20 protein-coding genes and 1 pseudogene are annotated in these 24,480 nt (G+C 61.7%); 18 read left to right on the top strand and 3 right to left on the bottom strand.

Translation table 11 applies throughout. The annotated features are described in order from the left end of the window. Window positions 1-26: 26 nt before the first annotated feature. On the bottom strand, window positions 27-1,211 hold the full coding sequence (locus RA26_RS00700) for a hypothetical protein (protein WP_039178482.1): 1,185 nt from the start codon (window positions 1,209-1,211) through the stop codon (window positions 27-29). A 1,409-nt stretch (window positions 1,212-2,620) separates the two neighbouring features. Between RA26_RS00700 and RA26_RS00695 the strand changes: the two are divergent. The 4 genes and pseudogenes from RA26_RS00695 to RA26_RS23115 form a co-directional block, all read left to right on the top strand. After that, window positions 2,621-2,776: pseudogene (locus RA26_RS00695) on the top strand (transposase); the annotation flags it as partial. A 321-nt stretch (window positions 2,777-3,097) separates the two neighbouring features. After that, a complete protein-coding gene (locus RA26_RS00690) occupies window positions 3,098-4,522 on the top strand; it encodes a pyridoxal phosphate-dependent decarboxylase family protein (protein WP_082015726.1) in 1,425 nt (474 codons plus the stop codon). A gap of 46 nt (window positions 4,523-4,568) precedes the next feature. Beyond that, entirely contained in the window at window positions 4,569-5,564 is a 996-nt protein-coding gene (locus tag RA26_RS23120) for a DUF6880 family protein (RefSeq protein ID WP_342586107.1), read from the top strand. Between the two features lie 53 nt (window positions 5,565-5,617). Further along, on the top strand, window positions 5,618-6,118 hold the full coding sequence (locus RA26_RS23115) for a DUF6880 family protein (protein WP_342586106.1): 501 nt from the start codon (window positions 5,618-5,620) through the stop codon (window positions 6,116-6,118). Between the two features lie 364 nt (window positions 6,119-6,482). Here RA26_RS23115 and RA26_RS00680 read toward each other — a convergent pair whose 3' ends face one another. Next, the gene (locus RA26_RS00680; protein ID WP_039178478.1) at window positions 6,483-7,223 is read right to left on the bottom strand and encodes a GntR family transcriptional regulator; all 741 of its coding nucleotides are present in this window, start codon (window positions 7,221-7,223) and stop codon (window positions 6,483-6,485) included. A 158-nt stretch (window positions 7,224-7,381) separates the two neighbouring features. On the opposite strand from RA26_RS00680, the gene RA26_RS00675 reads away from it, so the two are divergent. The 7 genes from RA26_RS00675 to ehuA all read left to right on the top strand — a co-directional run bounded on the left by RA26_RS00675 (window position 7,382) and on the right by ehuA (window position 15,185). Next, the gene (locus RA26_RS00675) at window positions 7,382-8,164 is read left to right on the top strand and encodes a maleate cis-trans isomerase family protein (RefSeq protein ID WP_039178475.1); all 783 of its coding nucleotides are present in this window, start codon (window positions 7,382-7,384) and stop codon (window positions 8,162-8,164) included. Window positions 8,165-8,168: 4 nt separating this feature from the next. After that, window positions 8,169-9,347 carry a M24 family metallopeptidase gene (locus RA26_RS00670; RefSeq protein WP_039178472.1) on the top strand — a complete coding sequence of 393 codons (1,179 nt, stop codon included), beginning with the start codon at window positions 8,169-8,171 and terminating at the stop codon, window positions 9,345-9,347. A gap of 18 nt (window positions 9,348-9,365) precedes the next feature. Then, window positions 9,366-11,822: a GcvT family protein gene (locus tag RA26_RS00665; RefSeq protein WP_039179836.1), complete on the top strand. Its 2,457-nt coding sequence runs from the start codon at window positions 9,366-9,368 to the stop codon at window positions 11,820-11,822. Between the two features lie 303 nt (window positions 11,823-12,125). Beyond that, window positions 12,126-12,968: a transporter substrate-binding domain-containing protein gene (locus tag RA26_RS00655; protein WP_039179833.1), complete on the top strand. Its 843-nt coding sequence runs from the start codon at window positions 12,126-12,128 to the stop codon at window positions 12,966-12,968. A 64-nt stretch (window positions 12,969-13,032) separates the two neighbouring features. Further along, window positions 13,033-13,698 carry an ectoine/hydroxyectoine ABC transporter permease subunit EhuC gene (gene ehuC / locus RA26_RS00650; RefSeq protein WP_039178467.1) on the top strand — a complete coding sequence of 222 codons (666 nt, stop codon included), beginning with the start codon at window positions 13,033-13,035 and terminating at the stop codon, window positions 13,696-13,698. A gap of 3 nt (window positions 13,699-13,701) precedes the next feature. After that, window positions 13,702-14,367: an ectoine/hydroxyectoine ABC transporter permease subunit EhuD gene (ehuD, locus tag RA26_RS00645; RefSeq protein ID WP_039178464.1), complete on the top strand. Its 666-nt coding sequence runs from the start codon at window positions 13,702-13,704 to the stop codon at window positions 14,365-14,367. A gap of 2 nt (window positions 14,368-14,369) precedes the next feature. Then, on the top strand, window positions 14,370-15,185 hold the full coding sequence (gene ehuA, locus RA26_RS00640; RefSeq protein WP_039178463.1) for an ectoine/hydroxyectoine ABC transporter ATP-binding protein EhuA: 816 nt from the start codon (window positions 14,370-14,372) through the stop codon (window positions 15,183-15,185). A gap of 3 nt (window positions 15,186-15,188) precedes the next feature. On the opposite strand, the gene RA26_RS00635 is transcribed toward ehuA, so the two are convergent. Next, complete coding sequence (locus RA26_RS00635; protein ID WP_039178460.1) at window positions 15,189-16,073, bottom strand: LysR family transcriptional regulator; 885 nt, start codon at window positions 16,071-16,073, stop codon at window positions 15,189-15,191. A 125-nt stretch (window positions 16,074-16,198) separates the two neighbouring features. On the opposite strand from RA26_RS00635, the gene RA26_RS00630 reads away from it, so the two are divergent. The 7 genes from RA26_RS00630 to RA26_RS00600 are packed head-to-tail and all read left to right on the top strand — an operon-like array spanning window position 16,199 to window position 24,427. After that, window positions 16,199-17,341, top strand: coding sequence for a M24 family metallopeptidase (locus RA26_RS00630; protein WP_039178458.1), 1,143 nt, complete (start codon window positions 16,199-16,201; stop codon window positions 17,339-17,341). Beyond that, window positions 17,341-18,135: a maleate cis-trans isomerase family protein gene (locus RA26_RS00625; RefSeq protein WP_039178456.1), complete on the top strand. Its 795-nt coding sequence runs from the start codon at window positions 17,341-17,343 to the stop codon at window positions 18,133-18,135. The genes RA26_RS00630 and RA26_RS00625 overlap by 1 nt, the downstream gene beginning before the upstream one ends. 21 nt (window positions 18,136-18,156) lie before the next feature. After that, window positions 18,157-19,428, top strand: coding sequence for a sarcosine oxidase subunit beta family protein (locus RA26_RS00620; RefSeq protein WP_039178454.1), 1,272 nt, complete (start codon window positions 18,157-18,159; stop codon window positions 19,426-19,428). Between the two features lie 11 nt (window positions 19,429-19,439). Next, the gene (locus RA26_RS00615; RefSeq protein ID WP_039178450.1) at window positions 19,440-19,724 is read left to right on the top strand and encodes a sarcosine oxidase subunit delta; all 285 of its coding nucleotides are present in this window, start codon (window positions 19,440-19,442) and stop codon (window positions 19,722-19,724) included. Next, window positions 19,721-22,672 carry a sarcosine oxidase subunit alpha family protein gene (locus RA26_RS00610; protein WP_039178447.1) on the top strand — a complete coding sequence of 984 codons (2,952 nt, stop codon included), beginning with the start codon at window positions 19,721-19,723 and terminating at the stop codon, window positions 22,670-22,672. Before RA26_RS00615 ends, RA26_RS00610 begins: the two co-directional genes overlap by 4 nt. Beyond that, window positions 22,665-23,273: a sarcosine oxidase subunit gamma gene (locus RA26_RS00605; RefSeq protein ID WP_052272262.1), complete on the top strand. Its 609-nt coding sequence runs from the start codon at window positions 22,665-22,667 to the stop codon at window positions 23,271-23,273. The genes RA26_RS00610 and RA26_RS00605 overlap by 8 nt, the downstream gene beginning before the upstream one ends. Continuing rightward, on the top strand, window positions 23,270-24,427 hold the full coding sequence (locus RA26_RS00600) for an aromatic ring-hydroxylating oxygenase subunit alpha (RefSeq protein WP_039178444.1): 1,158 nt from the start codon (window positions 23,270-23,272) through the stop codon (window positions 24,425-24,427). Before RA26_RS00605 ends, RA26_RS00600 begins: the two co-directional genes overlap by 4 nt. Window positions 24,428-24,480 lie beyond the last annotated feature (53 nt).

Below are 24,480 nucleotides of genomic sequence, written 5' to 3'. Positions count from 1 at the left end.
ATCCGGGCTTGCTGCTCAGCCGGCCGTCACGCAAACTCTTTGGACAGGGTATTGAACCCGGTTTCGATGGCAGAGGCAGCCTTGACCAGGTTTTCTCCGCCGGAGGCTATGCTGGTGACCGTAGTGCTGAGGCCCAGGCTGCCAACCCAGATAACCCATTTTGCCCATACCGGATCCTTGTGGCGCAGGGCGTCGACGGCTTTTTGCGAGTTGTCGCGGAACTTCTCGGCCGGCTTGATGCTGACGTGATAGGCCTCGATGCTCTTGATCAGCTTGGCTGTTTCCTTACGGGCAGCCTCCATTGCGGCAAACAGCCCGTCCAGCTTCTTGCTCTTGTAGCCCCGGTCTTTGGCCATCTTGCCCAGCTTCTTCTCGATTTCCTTGTCGAGCTTGCCTTGTTTGTCCAGCAGCTTGTTCAGTTCCTTGCCCAGGGCGGCGATTTCCAGATCTATGTTCTTGAGCTTGGCTTTGTAGGTTTCCAAATGCTTGTCGACCCGGTTGAAGCCCGCGGTTTCGATCATCAGGAAATCGGCCAGAAATTCCTTGCCAATCTCCTTGGCTTTCACCTTGGCCTTGGATTGCTTCTCATAGGCAGAAACCAGTTGCTTCAGCGCCTTCTCAAGCTCGCCATGGATCTTGACGATGTCGGACGTCACTTTTTGCACCGCACGCGCAACTGAAACGATGCTTTGCGCAATGCCATAGATGCTGGCGGCAATGGAGACGCCACCGGTCACGGCGCCCGCCGCAAGCGACGCGGTGGAGCCGATGGCGGCAGCGCTGCCAAGCACGATCGCGCTCACCACCTTGATGCGGTATTTCTTGCGGTCCTTGTTGGCCTGTTTCCATTTGTCGAAATGCTTGGTCGCAACTTGCTCAATCGACTTTTCATATGTGGCAAAGATCTTCTTGATGTCGGCGTCCAGCTCTTTGCATTCCTTGTCGCTCAGCGGCATCACCGAGCCTAGGTTGTTCGCGGCATCCACCCGAAGGCAGCATTCGTTCAGCAGCTTTTTGTATTCTTTGGTGGCATCGTCATACAGCTTGGCGACAAAGCGGGCGTCGGTGTCGAGTTCCTTGGCAACGCTCTTGTCGACCTCGACGGTTGCGGCAAAGTTCATGTTGCCGAGCTGAACAAATTTTGGCTTCACCTTTTTGGTGACCTCATTTTTAACGTCAGCTTTGATGATGGTGAGCTTTTCTGTCGCCATATTTCTGGTGCCTCTTGAATAATCTTGCGGCGGGGGCGGCGCCTGAAAACAGTATCGAAATCGCTACGGAACAAGTAATTTGCCCTGCTCTGAAGCCACCCTACCGGACGGCGGGGATTATGAAAGCTAAAAGCTTACAGCCGGGTGAAGGCGGCCTGAGAATGGCATGATCCTGTAAGTTTCTATGGTTTGGTGCCTCCTGACCGGACGCACTAGGCTGCGCTCCCGTGGCTGGCTGCAGGATGTTGCGCCGCAGGCCTGAACCGCGCACGCCCGGTTTTCCGGATGTTTGTCTGTAACTCTCTGACACAGGGGAAGCAGCCTTGAAGCGAAACCTGCCTGGGAGTTCCTGCATGCCTCCGATTGGTCCGTTCACCAGCTTCCTCCGTGGCCTGGAAGGCCCGGTCGTCCACCAATTTGTCATTCCCCGCGGGACGGAAAGGATTAACCTGACAGGCCCAGGGTCCTGCGCCTGCCGGGGGCCGGCGATCTTGCCATGCGCGATGTAGCCGGGACCGAGATCATCTATGCCTTCACGGCTGACGAAACCAGCGGTTTCGGCTGCGGGCATAGAGGCAACTGGCACCTGTGCATCCATCGCGGGGTGGTTCTGACGTTGCGCTTGGCGCCAGCATTCCAAATGCATTTGGCGACGTAAATGAGGAGCTGGGCAAAGAAATTGTCCCGTTCTTGGTGCCGTTGAAGGAGCACGTCAGCGGGGCTATCCATAGGTTTGCCGCGCTATCCCCGTAAGTGAAGCGAAACATTGTCCTGGCTGGCGGGCTGTCTGTTGCCCTCGGGCCTACCATCGCTGCTATTGGCCTGCCGGTTGCAGCAACTGCGCTGGTCGGAGTTGGGAAGGGCATGGGAGCAATCATTACGATGGTCCCAGGATGGCAACGGCCAGGGCAGTTGCAACATGCCCTTGGGCTGGCGGCACTGGTCGGAGGTGCGGCGGCGTGCTCCGCCGGAGGTCTCTACGTGTCGTTTGACCCTCTGTTCCGGGCGACACCGGCCGTTGCGGCAAACGGTCAGGAACTGCCCACGGGTGCACGATCAGTGCGATCAAGTGCGACCCGTTCAGGGTTCATCAGTAGATCGTCGATTCAGCGGGGCAGATATTGCCTGCGCTTTTGTTAGGGTCGCCAAGGGATACGGGCGGGCGCATTAGCACTGCTCCAATCGGGAGGAAACCATGTCGCAATATTACTTTGGGGCTATAAAACCCGCAACAACCAGCGGAGCTGCCCTGGCTTTGCTTATGGGGCAACTCAGGGGCGTCCAATACAGAGGCCACAAGGGGCGGGCAGGCCGTCCTGTGCGGTTCCGGCATGTTCTGATCAAGCTGGACGTGTCGCGGTTTGATGCCGCTCCTTTGATAGTATGTATTGAAGCAAAGGAGACGAGCTATGGGAACGAAATGGACGGACGAATTCCGCCCTGATGCAGTACGGATCGCGCTGACCAGCGGTCTCACAGGCAAACAGGTGGCGTCTGATTTGGGTGTTGGCGTATCGACGCTGAACAAGTGGATCACGATGCACTGCGATACGGAAGTGGTGACGGACAAGACGCACGGACTGCTATTTTGAGTAGACTAGCGAAGGACTGCATGTTCCTCTTGACGGTGATTGGTCGCGCCTGCAGCGAAAGCCCGCTTTGCGCCTGTGGGGAGAGACGCAGACGGCCCTTACCTGCCTTTTTGCAGGGTTCCAGTCACCGCAGTGCGGCCTCCCCAATGCGGCCGTTCGCAATCAGGTGCAGCATTTCTATCCAGTCAATGCCTCGGCCCGCAAGAAACGCTCTTTGGCTGCACGTACTCCAAGGCATTTCAGAACAATCCATGCTACCTTTCCACGCGTAGTTTTCTGGTAGCGGGTTTTGTGATGGGACGAGTGCGGCAAGGTTTGAGCGAAGGGCAGGCGCAAGCTTTAGAGGCAGCCTGCAAGGCGGCAAAAACCTATCGCGAGGAGCTGCCGAATGAGCCTGCCCGACCTGCCTTGGGACTTGGCGAAGCTGTAAGCCGCTTCCTAGGCCCTGTTCCTGAAACAGGAGTTCCGGAAAGTGAGGTAATCGGGGATATCGTGCGGCTGTCTAAAGGCGGTCTGCACAAAATGGCGGGGCCGACCTTTTTCGGATATGTCCTCGGCGCGTCGCATCCTGTCGGTGTAGCTGCCGACATTTTAGTGTCAGCCTGGGGGCAGAACGCAGGCTCATCTTTTGAAACGCCAGCAATAACCGGAATGGAGCGCGCTGTTTGCAACTGGGTAATAGAGTTGCTGTCACTGCCCTCCGAAAGCGGTGCCGGTCTTGTCACAGGCGGCACAGTGGCCAACATGGTTGGCGTCATGGCCGCACGCAATGCGCTGCTGGCTGCCAAGGGGTGGGATGTTGAAGCTGACGGGCTGTTTTCGGCACCCGAGATTCCCGTTTTGATCGGGCAGGATGCGCATTCCGCCCCATTCGCTGCCCTGCGCTATGCTGGCTTTGGCGCGGGCCGGACAAACATCGTCGCAGCGGACGGCGAAGGGAGGATAAAGCCGGATGCGTTCCGGGCTGCCTTGGACAGCTGCAGCAGCTCGCCGCTTGTCATCCTGCAGGCAGGTCAAATAAACACCGGCGCCTTCGACTCGTTTGCCGAGCTAATCCCAATGGTGCGCGAGCGGAACGGCTGGGTTCATGTGGATGGCGCCTTTGGGCTCTGGCTCGCCGCCGTGCCAGAATTGGCAAACCGGTTGGAGGGGGTTGCTGAAGCAGACAGTTGGGCGATTGACCTGCACAAGTGGCTCAACGCGCCATTCGATGCAGGCATGGTCATCGTGCGCGACCGGGCGCCGCTTGTTGCATCGATGTCTGCCCGGGGTGCCTATCTTCCGGATACAACAGAGCATTGGGAGCCAAGTGATTCAACGCCGGAGCTATCCCGGCGTGCAAGGGGTGTCCCGAGCTATGCGATACTTCAGCACCTCGGGCGGGCAGGCGTTTGTGAAATGGTAGCACGCCACTGCCGCCTGGCGCAGCGCGTTGCCCGAACGGTTTCGAACGAGCCCGGCCTGACAGTTCTGAACCAGATCCACAGCAACCAGGTCGCAATCTGCTGCGGCGAGGGGCCGGATGGCGACGATCTGACCATGCGGGTCCTGCAGCGCATTCAAGACAATGGAAAGGTATACCCCACCCACGGCGAATGGGCGGGCCGGAAGATCATTCGAGCCTCTGTTATCGGTTACGGTATGAGGGAAGAGGATGCTGATCTTTTGTCATCCGAGATCATTGAAGCTTATCGTCTTTGTGCTGCCGGTGTTCCCTGAGTTGGTCAGCAGTTTTATTGCTGCAGTAAGGCAATTATGAGCTTCAATGGGCTCGAATAGGCCATTCGGTGTCACTGCGAGCAGTTCCATCAACCTGCCAGCCCCTCCTGCGCAACCGGCCCATAGAAGCGGTTCCATAGTTTCGGGCAGCTTCCTGGAAGCGGCTTTTGGTGCTTGCGGCAGCAAGACCTGTACGACATTGTCCGCGGAGAAGCACGCCGCACTGGTCATGGGTCTTGTCCAGGGAAGCGCCGCTCTACAGCGCCGCGCGCGAATGGAGCTCAGTGCCGTCCAAGGTCCTAAGGAAGTTGCCGCTGATCTCCGCAAACGCTTTGCTTCTTTGCGCCGCGCAACCAGCTTCGTCGACTGGCGCAAGCAAAGGGCGCTGGTCAAGGATCTGGAGGGGCTCCTGGCAATGATCGAAAAAACCATCGCCCCCGATGACCCGAACGAAGCGTTTGAACTGCTCTGGTCATTCCTGCACCTGGCCCCCTCGGTCCACGAACGCACGGATGATAGCAATGGCCCGATTGGCGGCGTCATGAGTGAGGCGGTGGACCTGATCGCAAAACTATCGCCCACCGTTTCCCAGGACCGCACCGCCCTGCAGGAGCGCGTTCTCGACGCTTTCGCCAATGCGGGCTACGGCGAGTTCGACGGGTTCATCCCCGCGACGGTGGAGGTGCTGGGGCAGGAGAGGCTCGAGCATCTCAAGCAGATCATGCAAGTATGGGTGGTCACCCCGCCGACCGAACAGGAACTCGAGCAATACCGGGGCTACGGCCACATTTCTTCCGCCGAAGACAGCGTGCGGCGCAACAAGCAGGTGACGCGGTCGACCATCCTTGCGGATGCGGCTGACGCCCAAGGGGATGTGGATGCCTGCATGGCACGCTATTCCGACGAACAGCTGACCTATGGCACCATCGGCTCCGACGTCGAGTGCAGAATGCTGGATGCGGGGCGCGTTGACGAGGCGTTCGACATCGTTACCCGTGCCCGCACCGCCGAGGATTTTAAGTCAATCCGAATGTTCCGTTAGGATCTCGACGCGGTCTATGAAGAATACCTCGAAAACAGGGCGAGACGGAGGAGTTGACGGCGCATCTGCGGAGGGCCTTCGCGCAGACCCTCAGTGCGCCTTGCTTTCGAAAGTATCTGAAATTGCTTCCTGATTTCGGCGGCATTGAGGCAGAAGAGGCTGCCCTGGACTTTGCCGAGGCCTATCCGCATTTGGGTGCGGCGATCAGTTTGCTGATGAACAGGCCATCTTTCGGCCGCGCGACGCGGATCGCAGTGGCGCGGGCCGAGGAATTGAACGAGGATCCCTATCACACCTTCATGAGCGCGGCAGACGCCGTCGAGGCTGAGCACCCGCTTGCCGCCACACTGATGCGCCGTGCCATGGTGCTGGACACGCAGACCGGCGGAAAATCCACGCGCTACTGCCACGCGGCGCGCCATCTGGCCGAATGCCGGTCCTGCGATGCGGCCATCACGGATTATGGTGTCCACCTCTCCCACGCGCAGTTCCTCGAGATGCTCAGGACGGAACACGGTCGAGAACATGGGTTTTGGTGCTTGGTCGATTTGTAACTCCGGTCCTGACCGGACATTAGCCATTATCTGCCGCCGCCGTGGTGCGGCCCATCATTGCGGATTTTCACCGCGACTGCGATATTTGACAGTCAGTGAAATCACGCAGGACGAGACAATCCTGCCCGTCACTGCAGGTGTGCAATTCTTACTGCGCTTGCGAGGATGAAGGCAGGTTAGGTAGGAACTGGTCTCTCTCCGCAAACGCGAAACATTCCCCGAGATCTGCGAAGGTGGTCATTGACCGTCATGCAGCTTGCAGCGAACACCATCTGCACGCAGGCTTTCTTTAGGTGGAAGCGCGCCGTGTGGGACGCATGCAGTTCGAAGAACTGCCATTCAGAAGCACTTTCAAGACTGAAAATCACCTCCTGACGATGGCATGCGCGGTGAACTCCGCGAGCTCGCCGCGCCAAATCTGGCGGCCGAAGCAGAACGGCTTGCCATCCGGCCCGTAAATCACCTGCTCAAGCTCGATGCCGGCATTGTAGGTTGGCAGGTTCAGTAATCCCGCTTCCTGTTCATTCAATGCGCGCATCCGGATCGTGATGTCACCGGAATGCGGGGGCACGTTGTATTCCCGCTCCATCAGCACCGTGGTCGACTGCTGCAGGTTGTGGTCGAACAGGCCGGGGAATAGGCTGGCAATGGCGTATTCCTCTTCGACAAAGGCGGGGTGGTCCTGAAGCAGGAACACCCGGATGTATTTATACAGCACCTCTCCTTCGGGCACGGCCAGCTTTGCGGACAAGGCTGCATCCGCTTGGGCCATTTGCTGGGAGATCACCTTGATCGTCAGGCCGGGTCCGTCCTGGCCGATCAGAGCCGAGAGGCTGACAGTCTTGCTGATGTCATATGCCACGCGCTGCGGCGACACGAATCGGCCGCGGCGCCCGGAACTGTAGGCGAGACCTTCCATTTCAACTGCAAGAAGCGCGCGGCGTGCGGTCATCCGGCTGATGCCAAACTGTTCCGCGATGGCTCTTTCCGAAGGCAGCGCTGCATGCGCTGCCAGTTTGCCGCTGCGGATCTGATTCCGCAGATGGACAATAACCATCTGAAAAGCAGGTGTTTTTTTGGTTTTGTCCAGGTCGTCTGCGTTCATGATGCGCGGTCCCGCAAGTTTTCATTTGGTATATACCAGAATGGTGGTATATACCAGTTATATGAGTTCCACATCCTGAGTGCATGGCGCAGCCAAGGTTTGCAAGGGATGGGCAGGGGGAGCGGGGCGTAAATCCCGCGGGTTTTGGAGGCAGGACGATGAATGCGGCGCCGGATATTCAAGCACTGCAATTCACCAGTGACGGGGGGGTGGGCGGCACGGCCCGGATCGGCCTTATTGTCCTGCAATCGGACCAAACCCTGGAGCATGAGCTGTCGGGTGTGCTGCGCCAGCCCGGGGTGGCGCTGTATCACGCACGGATCCCCAACGAGATGGAAGTCACCAGCGATACGCTGCGGAAGATGGAAACGGATCTGCCGGTCGCGGCGGCGCTGCTGCCGGCTGCCTTCGGGCTGGACGCGATCGGCTATTGCTGCACGTCTGGGGCGACGATGATCGGCGAGGCCCGGGTGGATGCGATCCTGCGCCGCGTGCATCCGGCGGCAAAGACCACCAACCCGCTGACCGCATGCAAGGCGGCGCTGAGCGCGCTGAAACTGAAGCGGATCGCGCTGATCACCCCCTATGCCGCCGAGGTGACCAAAGGCATGCGGGACAATCTGGCCGCCGCCGGGTTCCAGGTGAATGCGGTCGGCAGCTTTAACCAGAGCGACGACTTCAAGGTGGCGCGGATTTCCTCTCAGAGCATTCTGGAGGCGGTCAAGGAGATCGGTGGCCGCGCGGATTGCGATGGCGTGTTCGTGTCCTGCACCAGCCTGAGGGTCATGGGCATCATCGCCGAGGCCGAGGCGGCCATCGGCAAGCCGGTTCTATCCAGCAATCAGGTTACCGCCTGGCATCTGGCCCGTCTTGCGGGCCTGCGCAGCAGCATCGCCGGGGCCGGCATACTGTTCCACACCCAGTTGAAGCCGCAGGAATAACACAATGACCGATATGCACCCCGCCGCGGAGCGCGGGTTTACCACACAGGAGTTTGAGCAGCGCACGCAAGCCGCCCAGAAGATCATGGCGGGGCTTGGACTGGATGCGCTGCTGCTGACCACCGAACCGGAGGTGCGTTATTTCACCGGCTTCGACACCATCTTCTGGCTCAGCCCGACCCGGCCCTGGTTTGTGGTGATCCCGGCCAGCGGCGCGCCGGTGGCGGTGATCCCGGAAATCGGTGCACCCAGTATGGCGCTGACCTGGGTTTCCGATATCCGCACATGGCTGGCGCCGCAGCCGGAGGACGACGGCATTTCGCTGCTGGCGGACACCCTGCGGGAGCTTATGCCCGGCGGCGGCACCCTGGGGGTGCCGATGGGGCATGAAACCCATGTGCGGATGCCGGCAGCGGACTTCCTGAAACTGCAGGAGAACCTAGGCGGTATCCGCCTTGCGGACGGCACCGATGTCGTCCGAAGTCTGCGGATGGTTAAATCCGAGTCTGAGATCGCCAAGATCGCACGGATCTGCAACATAGCCTCTTCAGCCTTTGAGGACTTGCCGAACCATATCCGGGCAGGCGACACCGAGCGTCAGGCCTTTGCCAAGTTCAAGATCAGCCTGCTGCAGCACGGCGCCGAAGACGTACCTTATCTGGTGGGCAGCTCTGGTCCCGGCGGGTTTGCGGATGTGATCAACCGGCCGACGGACCGGGTGATTGCAGACGGCGATATGCTGCTTCTGGATACCGGGTCGCTGTGGGGCGGCTACAGCTGCGATTTTGACCGGAATTATGCCTTTGGCCATGCCGCGGACGCAGCCAAACGGGCCTATGACCTGGCCTGGCACGCAACCGAGGCCGGATTGCAAGCGGCGCGGCCCGGCATCACCACCTCAGACCTGTGGGGGGTGATGGCCAAAGTGCTGGAGGACGGCGGCTGCACCGGCCATCAGATCGGGCGCATGGGCCACGGGCTGGGCATGCAGGTCACCGAATGGCCATCGCTGATGCCCGGCGACAATACCATGATCGAGGAAGGCATGGTGCTGACGCTTGAGCCCGGTTTCGCCTTCGGCGGCAACAAGATGATGCTGCACGAAGAAAACATCGTCATCCGCACCGATGGCGCGGAATTACTCTCGCGCCGCGCTCCGCGCGAGCTGCCAATCATCTCTTAACACATGGGATCCGACCACATGACCAAACAGCTCCCGTCCCATGCTCAGGTCGTCATTATCGGCGGCGGCATTCACGGCTGCTCTGTAGCCTATCATTTGGCCAAACAGGGGCTGACCGATGTGGTGCTGCTGGAGCGCAAGCAGCTTACCAGCGGCACTACCTGGCACGCGGCCGGGCTGGTCGGGCAGCTGCAGGGCAGCCATGCCACAACCGCGTTTGCGAAATACGGCATCGAGCTGCTGCAGGAGATTGAGGCGGAAACCGGCCAGAACCCGGGTTACCGCCGGTCGGGGTCGATCTCCATTGCCGTTAACGATGAGCGAATGGCGGAGTTGAAGCGAAAGGCGGATTTCGCGGCGCTGTTCGGCATTGAGGCACTTTATATGGAAGCGGCGGCCATTCAGGAGCGCTGGCCGCTGATGAATCCAGAGGGCGTTCTGGGCGGCATTTATATGCCCAGCGACGGATCTGCCAACCCGGTGGATCTGACCACGGCGCTGGCCAAGGGTGCGCGGATGCGCGGTGCGAAAATTCTGGAGAACATCAAGGTCGAGGAAGTGCTGACCGAGCGCGGCAAGGCGGTTGGCGTGCGCACCGCTGAAGGCACGATCAGCGCCGATTATGTCGTGAACTGCGGCGGTATGTGGGCGCGGGAATTGGGCCGGCAGAACGGCGTCGGCGTGCCGCTGCACGCCTGCGAGCATTATTACCTGGTGACCGAGGCTATCGAGGACCTACCCAGCGATCTGCCGGTGCTGCGGTCCTATTGCGACGGCACCTACTGGAAGGAGGACGCCGGCAAGCTGCTGTTCGGCTTTGCCCATTTCCAGGCCAAACCCTGGGGCATGAGGGGGATATCCGAGGATTTTGAATTCGACAGCCTGCCGTTTGTCGAAGACGACGTGATGGAGGTGCTGGAACTGGCAATGAACCGGGTGCCGCTGCTGCAGAAAACCGGTATCCGCACCTTTTTTAACGGGCCGGAAAGCTATTCCTATGACGGGCGGTTCATCCTGGGACAGGCGCCGGATATTGCGAATTACTTTGTTCTGGGCGGGGTGAACTCCACCGGAATCCAATCCGGGTCGGGCGCGGGCCGGGCGCTGGCGCAGTGGATCATCGACGGCCATCCGCCGATCGACCTGAGCGAGATGGATCCAATGCGCTGCGAAGAGTTTCAGGCGCGCGACCCCTATCTGCAGGCGCGCTGCCCGGAAACCCTTGTGCTGACCTATGCAATGCATTGGCCGAACCGCCAGCGCGAGACCGTCCGGAACCTGCGCCGCACCCCGTTCTATCATCCGATGAAGGCCCGCGGCGCCTGTTTCACCGAAGTTCAGGGCTGGGAGCGGCCCGGCTGGTTTGCACCGGAAGGGGTGGAGCCGAAGTACCAATACAGCTTTGGCCGCCAGAACTGGTTCCCGTATGTGCAGGAGGAGCAGAAGGCCGCCCGCGAAGCGGTTGCAATGATCGACTACTCGATGCTGGGCAAGCTGATGGTTGAGGGTAGGGACGCCGAGAGCTTCTTGCAGCGGGCCTGCACCAACAACATGGCGATGGCCAATGGCCGGGTTGCCTATACGCTGATGCTGAACGAACGCGGCGGTATCGAGAGCGACGTCACGGTGGCGCGCCATGGGGACGAGAGCTTCATGGTGATGAGCTCAATCTCGCACACGCGGCGCGACTATCTGCATCTGCGCGACCTGATCCGCGAGGATGAGGACGTGCGGCTGCGGGATGTGACGGCGGCCTTTGGGGTGCTGGGGGTCATGGGGCCGCAGAGCCGGGCGCTGCTGCAAGCCGTCAGCGATGCGGATCTTTCCAATGCGGCGTTCCCGTTCAACAGCCTGCGCCATTTCCATATCGGCCACGCCCCGGTTTTTGCGCAGCGGCTGTCCTATTCGGGCGAATTGGGCTGGGAGATTTTCGTCACCCCGGATTTTGCCGAGCACGTGTTCGAGGTGCTGATGCAGGCAGGCGAAGAGTTCGGCATCCGGCTGATCGGCGGCGAGGCATTGAACGCGCTGCGGCTGGAAAAGGGGTTCCTGCACTGGGGCCATGACATGGCCTATACCGAGGCACCGCATCAGATCGGGCTGGAGTTTGTCTGCAAGACAGAGAAACCCGTCCCCTTTACCGGCTTAGAGGCCTATCTGGCGCGCAAGGCAGAGAACAAGGGGCCGTTCCTGTGTTCCATCAAGCTGCGCGATCCCGGGCTGCTGCTGCATCACAATGAACCGGTGCTGCGGGACGGTAAGGTTGCGGGTTTCGTGACCGCCGGCGCCTGGGGGCAGAAGGTTGGGGCCGCGGTTGGCCTGTGTTTCCTGACCCTGCCGGAGGGCCAAACGGGCAAGGCTGCGGCGGCGGACGGCAACTTCACGGTTCTGGTCGAGGGCAAAAGCATCGAAGCCGATGTTAGCCTGAGGCCGTTCTACGACCCGCAAAGCAAGAGGATGCTGGCGCGGGCATAAGGGCCTGCGGCCGGAAGAAGAGGGGAGCGGCGGACAATCATAACCCTTGGTTATCACAAGGCGGCAGGAAAGGTCATTTTGAAATGTGTGTTTGCGACCTTACGCTAAGCTGATCCTGGGCAGGGCCGCCATATTTACAAGGGGAACGCAGATCTTCGGGCGGGCCGTGGGCGGGGAGGCGCAGCCGCAAAAGCCGCGGATTCTGATAGGCAGCCAGCGCCGGAAACATAACCTGCCGGAAGACCCAAAAGAGGCGGCGGGACCAAAACAGCAACTGATCCATGAATGAACTGGGAGGAAATCATGACTAACAAAACATTGAAAACCATTGGCGCGGCAGCCCTTGCGGTTGTGGTCAGCAGCGTTGCAGCTCTGGCCGGCCCGATCGAGGACCGGATCGCCGCGGGCGAGCCGATCCGCATCGGCTTCTCCAACATCCCGATCTGGGGCTTCCCGGATGAAAACGGTGACGCCAAGGGCTTTGTGAACGAAATCGCGCTCGGCATCCTGAAGGAAATGGGCCACGACAACGTGGAAACGACCGTGACCGACTGGGGCGGGCTGATCCCCGGCCTGCAGGCCAACCGCTATGACCTGATCACAGGCGGACTTTATATTCTGAACAGCCGCTGCCAGAACATTGCCTTCTCCGAGCCGATTGCCCAGGCCGGCGATGCCTTCATCGTGCCGGCGGGCAATCCCAAGGGCATCCAGAACTATCAGGACATTCTGGCGGCGGAGGCGATGCTGGTCACTGGCGCAGGCTACAACACCGTGGAAGCGGCCAAGAAAGAAGGCTTGACCGATCCAATGATCATGCAGGTTCCGGGACCGACCGAGATGCTTGCGGCGGTCAAGGCGGGCCGAGCGGACGCTGGTGGAATGACCTATTTTGAGGCCGCGCATCTGGCTGAAAACGACGATGCCGTCGATGTAACCGATCCTGCTGCGTTGCCGGATTGGACGCAGAACTGGGTGGGTGTCGGCTTCCGCGAAGCGGACAGTGACTTTATGGCCAAGTTCAACGCAGCGCTTTCTGGCTATGTCGGCACCGACGCGATGATGCAGTCCGTTGAAGCCTACGGGTACACCGCAAGCAACCTGCCTGGCGACAAGACCGCGGAGTGGGTCTGCGCCAACCGCTGATCTGACAGTGCGGCGGAGCCCTGCGCTCCGCCGCATGTAATTCTGTTTGAAAGACGAATGACGGATGGGGCTCTACGACTTTCTGGCACAGTACTGGCCGCGGCTGTTGACCGGCGCCGGGATAACTGTTGCACAATTCCTGCTCGCCGCCGCTTTGGGTGTCGCCATTTCCCTCTGCATGGGGCTGATGAAGCTGTCGCAGAACGCGCTGCTGCGTGGCGCTGCCGTAACCTATATTGAGATTTTCCGCGGCACCTCGCTGGTGGTGCAGCTCTACTGGATCTTCTTTGTGCTGCCGCTGTTCGGGCTGACGATCGAGAAATTCACCGCCGGCTATCTGGCGGTTGGCATGAATATCGGCGCCTACGGGGCGGAGCTGGTGCGCGGCGGCATCCTGTCGGTGCCCAAGGGGCAATGGGAAGCGGCGCTGGCGATCAACATGAGCCCGGCGCAGCGGATGCGGCGGATCATCCTGCCGCAGGCGCTGGTCAACATGCTGCCGCCCTGGGGCAACCTGATGATCGAACTGCTGAAAGGCACCGCGCTGGTGTCGCTTATCTCGGTTGCCGACCTGATGTTCGAGGCGCGGCAGATCAACTCCTCCACCTTCCTGTCGGCGCAGGTCTTTGGCGCGGCACTATTGATCTACTATGTGCTGGCCCGCTTCTTAGTGACGCCGTTCATGCGCTGGCTGGAACGCCATATGGCGCGCAAGCTGGGGAGGACCTGAGCCATGTTCGACTGGAAATGGGACTTTACCTGGGAAATCCTGCCGCGGCTGGTCTACGCCACTGGCAACACACTGATTGCAGCCGGCGCAGGGTACGTCATAGCTGTGGTATTGGGGCTGATGCTGGCGCTGGCGCAGCGTACGCCGTCAAGGGGCCTGACCTTCACCGTGCGCGAATTCGTGGAGTTCATCCGCTCCACCCCGCTGATCCTGCAGATCTTCTTTGTCTTCTATGTGGGGCCACAGTTCGGCGTCCGGCTCAGCCCCTGGATGTCCGGGATGATTGCGATCGGTCTGCACTACGCCTGCTACCTGTCAGAGGTCTACCGCGGCGGCATTGAGAGCGTGCCGAAAGGCCAGTGGGAGGCCGCTATCGCGCTCAACATGACCACGGCGCAGAAATACCGACGGGTGATCATCCCGCAGGCGATCCCGCCGGCGCTGGCCGGCATGGGCAACTATCTGGTCGGCATCTTTAAGGACACGCCGATGCTGTCGGTGATCGGGGTTGCCGAACTTATTCATACCGCCAATGCCATCGGGTCCGAGAACTACCGGTTCCTGGAACCCTACACGATGGTTGGCATTATCTTTCTGGCAATCTCCCTGCCGGCGGCCGGCTTGATCCGGCTGTTCGAAGGGTATGTGCGCCGCAAACTGGGACTGTAACGATGCTGGACAAGACTGGCTTTCCGCTTGAGATGACCGGCGAAGACACGCCGATGGTGAGCTTTCGCAAGGTGCGCAAATCTTATGGAGCGCTGACCGTTCTGGATGATCTGGACCTGGATATTAGCGCAGGTGAGATGGTGTCGATCATTGGCCCTTCAGGCTCGGGCAAAACCACCGTGCTGCGGATGCTGATGACGCTGGAGCGGATCAATGGCGGGGTGATCTATGTGGACGGCAAGCCGCTGACCCATATGCCTAAAGGCGGCCAGCTTGTGCCCGCCAACCAACGGCACCTGCGCAGCCGCCGTGCCGATATCGGCATGTGTTTCCAGCACTTCAACCTCTTTCCGCATTTGACGGCGTTGGAGAACTGCATGGAGGGGCCGGTGCAGGTGCTGGGGCTCTCCAAGGCGGAGGCGCGCGACCGGTCGGAGGAGCTCTTGGAAATGGTCGGCATGATCTCCAAGAAAGACCAGCACCCCTCGCGCCTGTCCGGCGGCCAGCAGCAACGGGTGGCGATTGCCCGCGCATTGGCGATGCGGCCCAAGGTGATGCTGTTTGATGAGGTGACCTCCGCCCTGGACCCGGAGGTGATCGGCGAGGTGACCAATGTGATCCGCCAGCTGGTCTCCGAGCATAACCTGACCATGCTGATGGTCACCCACCAGATGGGCTTTGCCCGCGATATCTCGGACCGGGTGTGTTTCTTCTATGGCGGCAGAATCGAGGAGCAGGGCCCGCCGGCAGAGCTGTTCGGCAACCCGCAGCGGGAACGGACGCAACAGTTCCTGAGCGCCGTCAGAGAGGCGGTGTAAGTTTCAGAGCGGGATGCCCACATCCCTCAAAAGGCTTCGGGTCTGCTCGGTGAGCAGACCTGTGCGCCAGATCACGAAATAGCTGCGTCCGGTCGCCAGCTGGTACGCATCCAACGGCACCAGCCGCCCGGCGTCGATTTCGAACCGCAGCACATCGGGGCAGCCAAGCGCCACCCCGCGGCCGCGGATCGCGGTATCCAGAGTGTTGCCGTATGAGCCCAGGTTGACCTTGGCAGCCTGGGCGATTTCGGGATTGCCGGTCAGTTCGGCAAAATCGCCCCAGTTCACCCATTTCGGAGTCAGCTTGTCAAAATCAAGCAAGGTCGCCGCCGCCAGACCGCCTTCGCGCTGCGCCTTGGCTGGAGACGTGACCGGCATCCAGCGTTCCTCGAACAGAAGTGCGCCGTCCCAGCCGGCCGGGATGTCCTGGCCGTAGTAGATCATCGCATCCGTCTCCAGCGCGAACAGGTCAGTGTCCTTGTCCGAGGCTGTCAGGGTAACAGGCGCGGCATCACTGCTGAGAAGGTATTCATTGATTCTAGGCGTCAGCCAGTATTGCGACACGGCGACATTGGCCGCCAGCGACAGCCGTGTGCCGGCGCTGGCGCGGCGCATCTGCTGCAAGCATGAGTGCAGGTAATCCAGCGCCTCGCCCGAATTGGCAGCCAGGATCTTGCCGTTGCGGGTCATGGACAGGTTGCGGCCGCGGCGGTTCACCAGGGTCATTCCCAGCCAGTCCTCAAGCACTTTGATTCTCTTGCTTACAGCGGCTTGGCTGACATTCAGTTCCTCCGCGGCACGGGTAAAGTTGCCGTGCCTGGCAACAGCTTCGAAGAACAGGAGGTAGTCGAGGGGCGGCAGGGCGCGGCGGTAGTTTTTCATAACCATTGGTTATCACATTCCCGGACCGAATGTCACTTTGGAAAGCGTGATTTCGAGCGTAGCATTCGGATCAGGCCCGGAATGCGGCAGGGCTTTGCCGCGCGGCTCTCCATAACAGACGGGGATGTAAAATGTTCACAGAGCGAATGTCGCGTTTTCAGGCAAAGCTGGCTGAGGCCGGGATTGATGTGGCGCTGATCACTGATGACGACAATGTCTATTACCTGACGGGTTATTACGATTACCTGCACATGGAGTTCGGCCGCCCGACCATTCTGGTGGTGCCCAAGGACGGCGAGACGCTGCTGATCACCCCAACCATCGACCTTAACAGTGCGGAAGCAGCGGCGCGGGTGGGCCGGATTGCCGCCTGGAATGACGGAATGGGCAACGAGTGGCGCGAGGAACTGCCAGGTGCAGTCCGGAATGCGGCGTCGGTGGCGATTGAACCGGGCCATATGCCGCCGCCCGTGCGCGCCTATGTGAAAGATCTGGTCGCCGCGGAAAACATCACCAGCGTGACGCCGATCCTGAACCAGATGCGGATGATCAAATCGCCGCAGGAGCTGCAGCTGGCGCGCCATGCCGGTGAGGTCGCAACCGCGATGATGAATGCAGGCCGGGCCGCAATCGGCGACGGCGTGGCAGAGTTCGAGGTGGCAATTGCCACCAGCCAGGCGGGCACCCGCAAGGCGGCGGAACTGCTGGCAGCGCATTACGACGATGGCGATATGTCGCCCAATACCCATTTCCTGCAGATCATGGCCTCGGGGAAGGATATCATCAAAACCCACCACCGGGCCTCGACCCGGATCATGCGGCGCGGCGAGCCGGTGTTCCTGTGCTTCTGCGGCATGACTAATTTCCACCGCTTCAAACTGGGTTTTGACCGCACCTTCTGGATCGGTGAGCCGGATCCCGAGCAGGCGAAGGTCTATGAGGTAGCCGTGGCCAGCCAGAAGGCGGCGCTGGAGGCTCTGCGGCCCGGCGTGACGGCGGAAAGTGTGCATGCCGCCTATGCCGAGGTGATCCAGGGGGCGGGGTACGAATACCCCTTCCGTTGCGGCCGGGCCACCGGTTTCAGCTTCCTTGAGGCGCCGCAGCTGGTCACCGGCGACACCACGATCATCCAGCCGGGCATGGTGCTGGCGGTGGACGGGTCGGTGTCAGTTGAAACCTTCCGCGCCCAGGTCGGTGACAGTTTCATCATCACCGAGGATGGCTGGGAGCAGCTGACCCAGCATCCGAAGTCCGTTGAGGAGGTCATCCTGTGATGTTCCAGCCAGGCCAAACCATCCAGTCCAAGCCCCGCACACCCGAAATGGATGCCGGGCGGTTCCACCGTGCCAAGCTGGGCTTTATCCTGATGTCCACCGACCCCTCCGCCGAAGGGGATTTTTGGGACATGGCGCCGGAAGGCGTTGCCGTCTACGTCACGCGCCTGAAAACCGACGACCACACCACAACCGAAACTCTGGCCAGGCACATCGAGCACATGGCCGACGCGGCGGCGCGCATCCAGCCGGAGGCGAGGCCCGATGTGGTCAGCTACAGCTGCACCTCCGGATCCATCGTGATCGGCGAGCAGCGGGTGATGGCGGAGATCAGGAAAGGCGCGCCCTGGGCGCAGCCGATGTGCCTTGTGCAGGGTGTTTTGGACGCGCTGAACGAGCTGGGCGCCAAGAAGCTGGTGGTCGGCACGCCCTATCTGGATGACATCAACACCGCCGAGGCAGAGTTTCTGGTCGAGCGCGGCTTTGACGTTCTCGACATTCAGGGGCTCAATATCGCCAGCGGCTGGGACATGGGGCTGGTGACGCCGGACTACTGGAAGAAATTCGCGCTGGAGATCGACCAGCCGGAGGCCGATGCGATTTTCCTCAGCTGCGGCGGCGTGCGCTCGCTTCCTGCGGTCGAGGAAATCGAGCAGATCACCGGCAAGCCGGTCATCACGTCGAACCAGGCGCAATTCTGGTCCTGCCTGCGCCGCGCCGGGATCATGGATGAGCTGGAGGGTTTCGGCCAGATCTTCAAACACCCGGGGCGGGTGCTGAAACCCACCGCCTGAGGCCCCTGAAAGACCTGATAAATGACCCGTTTTTCCGCATGGAATGTGCTCTGGCAGGGTATCACCGGCCAGAAGGGGTGGACTCGTCAGTGGCGGGACCCCGAACCCAAGAGCCATTACGGCGTAATCATCGTCGGCGGCGGCCTGCATGGGCTGGCGACCGCCTATTACCTGGCCAAGAACCACGGGCTGCGCAATGTCGCGGTGCTGGAGAAGGGCTGGATCGGCGGCGGCAACGCCGGGCGCAATACCACCATTGTGCGCTCCAACTATGCGCGTCCGGGCAACCGGCAGTTCTATGCGCATTCGCTGAAATTGTGGGAAGAGCTGAGCCACGTACTGAACTACAACGTGATGTTCAGCCAGCGCTCGCATATCGCGCTGCTGCACTCTCCGAGCGCTATCGATGCGGCGGCGCGCAATTACAACACCCTGCGCCGCACCGGCACCCCTGATGCAGAGATCTGGGGCCTGGAGCAGTTGAAGCAGGCAGTGCCGCACCTGAACTACGCCGAGGGCGCGCGGTTTCCAGTGATGGGGGCGGCAGTGCAGAAACGCGCGGGCACCGCCCGCCATGATGCGGTGGTCTGGGGGTATGCCCGCGCCGCGGACCAGCTGGGCGTGGACATCCTGCAGAACTGCGCGGTGACGGGGGTGGAGCGCGACGGCGGCCGGATTACTGCGCTGGAAACCACGCGGGGCCGGATCACCGCCGGCAAGGTCGGCTTTGCGGTTGCAGGCAATACCTCGCGGCTGTGGAACATGGCCGGGCTTGGCCGCCTGCCGATTGAATCCCACAAGCTGCAGGCCTTCGTCTCGGAGCCGCTGAAGCCCCTGCTGGATCAAGTTGTGGTCTTCGGTATGGGCGGCGCGCATTTCTATATCTCGCAGTCGGACAAGGGCGGCATGGTCTTTGGCGGTGATCTGGACTGGTACAAATCCTATGCGCAGCGCGGCAACCTGCCGATTGTGCAGGACGTGGCAGAGGCGGCGATGTCGGTGATGCCCTGCCTGGGCCGGGTCAAGCTGCTGCGCCATTGGGCCGGGGTGGTCGATATGTCGATGGACGGCAGCCATTTCATCTGCCCGACGCCCTTGGACAATCTCTATCTCAACACCGGCTGGAACTACGGCGGCTTCAAGGCGACACCTGCCGCGGGCTGGTGGTTTGCCGATCTGATCGCCAACGAACGCCCCGCGCCGATGATCGCCGATTTCGACCTGAAACGCTTTGAGCGCGGGCTGCAGATCGACGAGCGCGGCGCCGGCCCCGATCCCAAGCTGCACGGATAAGGAGTTAAGCCATGATCCGGATATCCTGTCCCTTTTGCGGTCCTCGCGACCATGCCGAATTCAGCTATGGCGGTGACGGCTCTATCGAATACCCGGCGCTTGATGCGCCGGTGCAGGACTGGCACGACGCGGTTTTCCTGCGCGAAAACATCTGCGGCCTGCAGTTGGAGACCTGGCAGCATGTGCATGGCTGCCGCATGTGGCTGAAGGTGGAGCGGGACACGATGACCCAAGAAATCCGCAGTGTGACACCCGCCCACCCCGGACTGGCATCGGTTTTGGAGAGCCAGGCATGAGCGCGCGGCGTCTGGACAAGGGCGGGCGGATTGACCGCTCCAAACCGCTGACGTTCCGCTGGGACGGCAAGGCGCTTCAGGGATATGCAGGCGACACGCTGGCCTCGGCGCTGATGGCCAATGGCCAGCGGGTGCTGGGCCGGTCCTTCAAGTACCACCGCCCGCGCGGGATCATGTCGGCAGGGGTGGAGGAGTCGGGCGCCATCGTGACGGTTGGCAGCAGCGCGCGGGCGGAACCAAACGTCAAGGCCACCATGCAGGAGCTGTTTCAGGGGCTGGAGGCGAGCGGCCAGAATGCCTGGCCCAATGTGCGTTTTGATGCGGGCGCGGTGAGCGGGCTGTTCGGGCGCTTCTTTTCGGCAGGGTTCTATTACAAGACCTTCATGGGGCTGCCGCCGTTTGAGTGGGGCCGCGGTACCGGGCTCTGGATGAAATACGAGGCGCTGATCCGCAAGGCGGCCGGCATGGGCGCGGCTTCGCGCGAGGCTGACCCGGATTGCTATGACCATGCCCATGCCTATTGCGACGTGCTGGTAGTGGGGGCGGGGCCTGCGGGTCTGCGCGCCGCGCTGACGGCAGCGGAGGCAGGCCGCGACGTGATCCTGGCGGAACAGGATTTTGAACTGGGCGGGGATCTGCTGAATGATCCCTTTGCAGAGCCAAAACGCTTGGCCTTGATCAAGGCGGTTGAGGAAGCGGGTGTGCGGGTGATGCCGCGGACCACAGTCTTTGGGCTCTATGACAATGGCACGGCCGGCTTGGTCGAGCGTGTGACGGACCATCTGCCGGAGCCCGGGCCATTCATGCCGCGGCAGCGGTTCTGGACCGTACGGGCGGACGCCACTGTGCTGGCTACCGGCGCGCTGGAACGCTCTGTAGCCTTTGCAGGCAATGACCGTCCGGGGGTGATGACAGCAGCGGCGGGGCGGGCTTACCTCAACCGCTTTGGCGTTCTGCCGGGGCAGCGAATAGTAATCGCCACCACCAATGACAGCGCCTACCAGACCGCTGGCGAAATGGCGGCTGCCGGGGCAGAGGTGGTGCTGGCGGACGCCCGCGAGCGTTCCGGCAATGACGTCGCCTCAGGGGGCAGACTGCAAAACGGCTTGGCGCCGTTGGAGGCGAAAGGCCGATCCGGCATTAAATCCGTGCAGTTTGCTCGGAACACCGGTTCCGGCTGGCAGGCGGCGGGCCGCGAGGACTGCGATCTTCTGCTGGTTTCGGGTGGCTGGTCGCCGGTGGTGAATCTGGCCTCGCACCGTGGGGTCAAACCCGAATGGAATGCAGAGCTGGCCTGTTTTCTGGCAGGCGAATGCGCAGAGCCGGTCTATACGGCGGGGGCCGCGGCCGGCGTCTGGGACGCCGCCGCCTGCGAAGCTTCAGGCGAGGCCGCAGCAAAACGCGCCATGGGATTTGAGGCCATGCAGCCTGCACCAGGCGGCTGGACCAGCCCGATTGAGCCGCGTTACGAAGTGCGGCTGCCGGGCAGCAAGGCAAAGGGCTTTGTCGATCCGCAGCATGACGTGACCGGCGATGATGTGCGGCTGGCCCATCAGGAGGGCTTTGTCTCGGTCGAGCATCTGAAACGCTACACCACACTGGGCATGGCTACCGATCAGGGGAAAATGGGCAATATCGTCGGCCTGGCACTGATGGCCGAGGCCCTGGGCAAGGAGATCCCGGCAGTGGGCACCACCCGCTTCCGCCCGCCCTACACCCCGGTTGCCATCGGCGCGCTGGCGGGGCGCAACGTGCATGGCCATTTCAAAGCCCTGCGCCGTACGCCGCTGCATGACTGGAACCTGCGCCATGGTGCCACCATGACCGACGCGGGCCTGTGGCACCGGCCCTGGTACTTCGCCGAAAACGGCGAAACCATTGCTGAGGCCTATGTGCGCGAGGCCGCCACGGTGCGCGAAACGCTTGGCGTCTGCGACGTCAGTTCTCTGGGCAAAATCGCGGTGCAGGGGCCGGATGCGGCGGAGTTTCTGAACCGGGTCTATACCAACGGTTTTGCCAAGCTGGCGGTGGGCAAGGCGCGTTACGGTATCATGCTGCGCGACGACGGCATGGTGATGGACGACGGCACCACCTGGCGGCTGGCAGAGGATGACTTCCTGATGACCACCACCACCACCGGGGCTGGTAAGGTCATGGTCTGGCTGGAGGAGCTGCTGCAGACCCGCTGGCCTCAGCTGCGGGTGCATCTCACCTCGGTTTCGGATCAATGGGCGGGAGTTTCCGTTGCCGGTCCCAAATCGCGTGAGGCGCTGTCGGCCTGCCTCGCGGACCCAGATGCGGTCTCGCATGAGGCGTTGCCGTTCATGGGAGTGGTCCGGGTCAAGCTGAAGAATGGCATCCAGGGGCTGGCTGCGCGGATCAGTTTCTCAGGTGAGCTGGCCTATGAGCTTTATGTACCCGCCGATGATGGCGAGGCGATGATGGATCTCCTGTGGGCGGAAACCAAACACCTGGGCGGATGCCTTTACGGGCTGGAGGCGCTGGGCACACTGCGGATCGAGAAGGGCCATGTCACCGGCGCTGAACTGGACGGGCGGGTCACAATCCGCGATGCCGGGCTGGGCAAGATGGCGTCCGCAAAGAAACCCTATATCGGCAAGGCCTTGCAGGACCGCCCGGAGCTGTTGCGAAAAGACCGCCCGCAGCTGGCCGGGATTTTCCCCAAAGATCGCAGCAAGACCTTCAATGGCGGTGCGCTGCTTTGCCAGCCGGAAGAGGGCGAGGGGTTCGGCGAAGGCTGGGTCACCGCGGTAACGCATTCGCCTGCGCTCGGCCACTGGATCGGGTTGGGCTATGTCGCGGGCGGCCACGAGGCCTGGGCCGGGCGGACGCTGATGGCCAGCGATCCGGTGCGCGGCGCTCCCGTCGAAGTCGAGGTCGTTTCCCCTCACATGTTCGATCCGGAAGGAGGGCGGATGCATGGATGACCAGATGAATGCACTTCAAAAGCAGCTGGTGCCTGTGCGTGGCGGTAAGCCCGGGCCTGCGGGTGTCACCCTAAGCCAGCTAACCGGCTTCCGCCTCACCCAGATCGCCGCCTGGCCGGAGACGCTGGCGGAAGCCGGTGCGCTGGCCGCTGCCGCCGCGGGCTGCGGTGCTGCGCCCGGGCCGGGACGGGCGGCGCAGGGCAAGGACGGCACGCTGCTGCGGGTTGAGCCGCTGAAATGGTGGCTGCTGCAGCGCGCTGGCCAAACATCTGTGCCGCTGCAGAGCGGCAGTGCCGTTGCAATTCTGGATCTATCCAGCGCCCGGACCCTGGTGCAGGTCTCGGGACCGCAGGGGGCCACGCTCTTGAACCATTTCCTGCCGCTGGACCTGCGGCAGGCATCCTTCCCGGCGGGCCATGCCGCCTCCACTGCCTTTCACCACGTGGGCGTCACCCTGTGGCGCACAAATGCGGGCTTCATGCTGGCACTGCCGCGCAGCTTTGCTGCCTCGCTGCGGGAGCTGCTGGAGGGCAGCGCCCTGCAATACGGACTGAAAACACGCGAAACCGCGTTTTCCCTTGCAACAGGAGAGTTGGAATGACCCCCCGTATGTCAGTTGATGAGCTGCTGGATGCGGTGGCGCGCAATGCCGCGCTGCCGGATGAGCTGGCCGAGGCGACGCCGCCGCAGGTTTATACGTCGCCGGAGTTCCTGGAACTGGAGCTGGACGAGATCTTCAATCACGAATGGTTCTGTGTCGGCCGGGAAGATGAGTACGAAAATCCCGGCGACTACCGCGCGACCACCATCGGGCGCGATCCGGTGGTGGTGCTGCGCGACCGGGACGGGGTGCTGCGGGCGATGTCCAATGTCTGCCGCCACCGGATGGCAACGCTGCTGGAAGGCTCCGGCAATATCCGCGGCCGGATCAGCTGCCCCTATCATGCCTGGACTTACAACCTGGACGGCCAGTTGATCGGCGCGGCCCATATGCGTGACAATTTCAACAAGAAAGAGGTCTGCCTGCCGCAGTTTCAGGTCGAAGTCTGGCAGGGCTGGGTCTATGTCTCGCTTGATCCCGATGCCGCGCCTCTGGGACCGCGGCTGGCTGGCCTGTCCAAGCGGCTGGAGAATTATCAGCTGCCGAAGTACCGCACCCTGTTCCGGGCTGAAGAGATCTGGGACACCAACTGGAAGATCCTGGTGCAGAATTTCACTGAGGGTTACCACCTGTTTGTGGCCCACGCCCAGACCATCGAACCGGCGATGCCGACCCGGCTGGCCAATGCGATGCACGGCGGCGCAGCCTACAGCCTCTATGAACAGGGCCGCCTTCCAGGGAAATCCTATGAGCGCAAGTCCGACATGCAGGTGGACAACCCGCTGCTGAGCGATGAGGAGCGTGAGAAGGCAGTGCTGTCCGCGATTTTTCCCTGCCATGTGATGTCGGTGGTGGCAGAGCGCACCTTCTGGCTGTCGCTGCAGCCCTATGGCACCGATAAGGTCAAGGTGTTCTGGGGCGCCGATTACTACCCTGGAGCGGTGCCGGACGACCCGGAGGAACGCGCCGCCTATGCCGCCGAGCTGAAGGCTGGGTTCGACCGCATCAACGAGGAGGACAAGCCGATCATCGGCGGCATTGCGCAGAACGCCAAAGCGCTAGCGGCGGCGCCGGGGCGGCTGTCGCCGAAGGAACGCACAGTCTGGTATTTTCAGCAGTATCTTGCGGCGCAGCTGTGCAAGGGTGGCCTGTAAGAAGCATTGCCAGAGAGGCAGCAAGGCTGAGCCGACGTCTTGGAACCGGCTGG

Origin of the sequence: Leisingera sp. ANG-M7, from assembly GCF_000813965.1 — a bacterium.
Lineage (GTDB): Bacteria > Pseudomonadota > Alphaproteobacteria > Rhodobacterales > Rhodobacteraceae > Leisingera.
This window is presented reverse-complemented; position numbering and strand designations above follow the sequence as displayed.